The sequence below is a fragment of the Serratia sp. 506_PEND genome (assembly GCF_001076875.1).
In the GTDB taxonomy this organism is placed as follows: domain Bacteria; phylum Pseudomonadota; class Gammaproteobacteria; order Enterobacterales; family Enterobacteriaceae; genus Serratia; species Serratia marcescens.
Map to the genome: position 1 here is coordinate 1 of NZ_JVEL01000336.1, position 705 is coordinate 705.

The 705-nt window shown below is 57.6% G+C and carries 1 pseudogene; it reads left to right on the forward strand.

Annotated elements, in window-relative coordinates:
* Positions 1 to 2: 2 nt before the first annotated feature.
* Positions 3 to 705, forward strand: a pseudogene (locus ADK28_RS10295) (type VI secretion system ATPase TssH); the annotation flags it as partial.

The following is a 705-nucleotide window of genomic DNA, read 5'->3' on the forward strand; positions in this document are numbered from 1 at the left end:
ATATCCGCCTCATACTGGATCATGCCGGTATCGCCCATGAAGAAGTGCGTGATCTTCTGGATGTGGGGGGCATGGATAAAGCCATTGCACCGGGCTATCCGGCGTTTTCGCCTCTGTTGGTGGAATTACTGCAGGATGGCTGGATGCTGGCTTCGGCACAGATGARTCATCYGCAGTTGCGCAGYGGYRTTGTAYTGCTGGCAYTGCTGATGACACCGGGACGCTATGTATTACCTGCCGTTTCCCGCTTGCTGTCGGGCATTAACCGGGAACGACTGGCGCAGGATTTTGATGGCTGGGTGAAGGGCTCGGCGGAAGGTGAGGGGAACACTTCAGCGGGGAACACGCTTGCCTCCCCCTCTGCTACGGGGGAGCTGTTGGCCCGTTTTACGCATAACCTGACCCAGGACGCCCGCGACGGGAGGCTCGATCCGGTGCTGTGTCGGGATGATGAAATTGACCTGATGATCGATATCCTTTCACGCCGTCGTAAAAATAATCCGATTATCGTCGGTGAGGCGGGCGTGGGTAAAAGCGCGCTCACCGAAGGACTTGCCTTGCGCATCGTTGCCGGTCGGGTACCGGACAAGCTCCGGGACGTGGAGCTGCTGTCTCTGGATTTAGGGGCCATGCAGGCAGGTGCTGCCGTGAAAGGGGAGTTTGAGAAGCGATTTAAGGGGGTGATGCAGGAGGTGAAGGATTCAC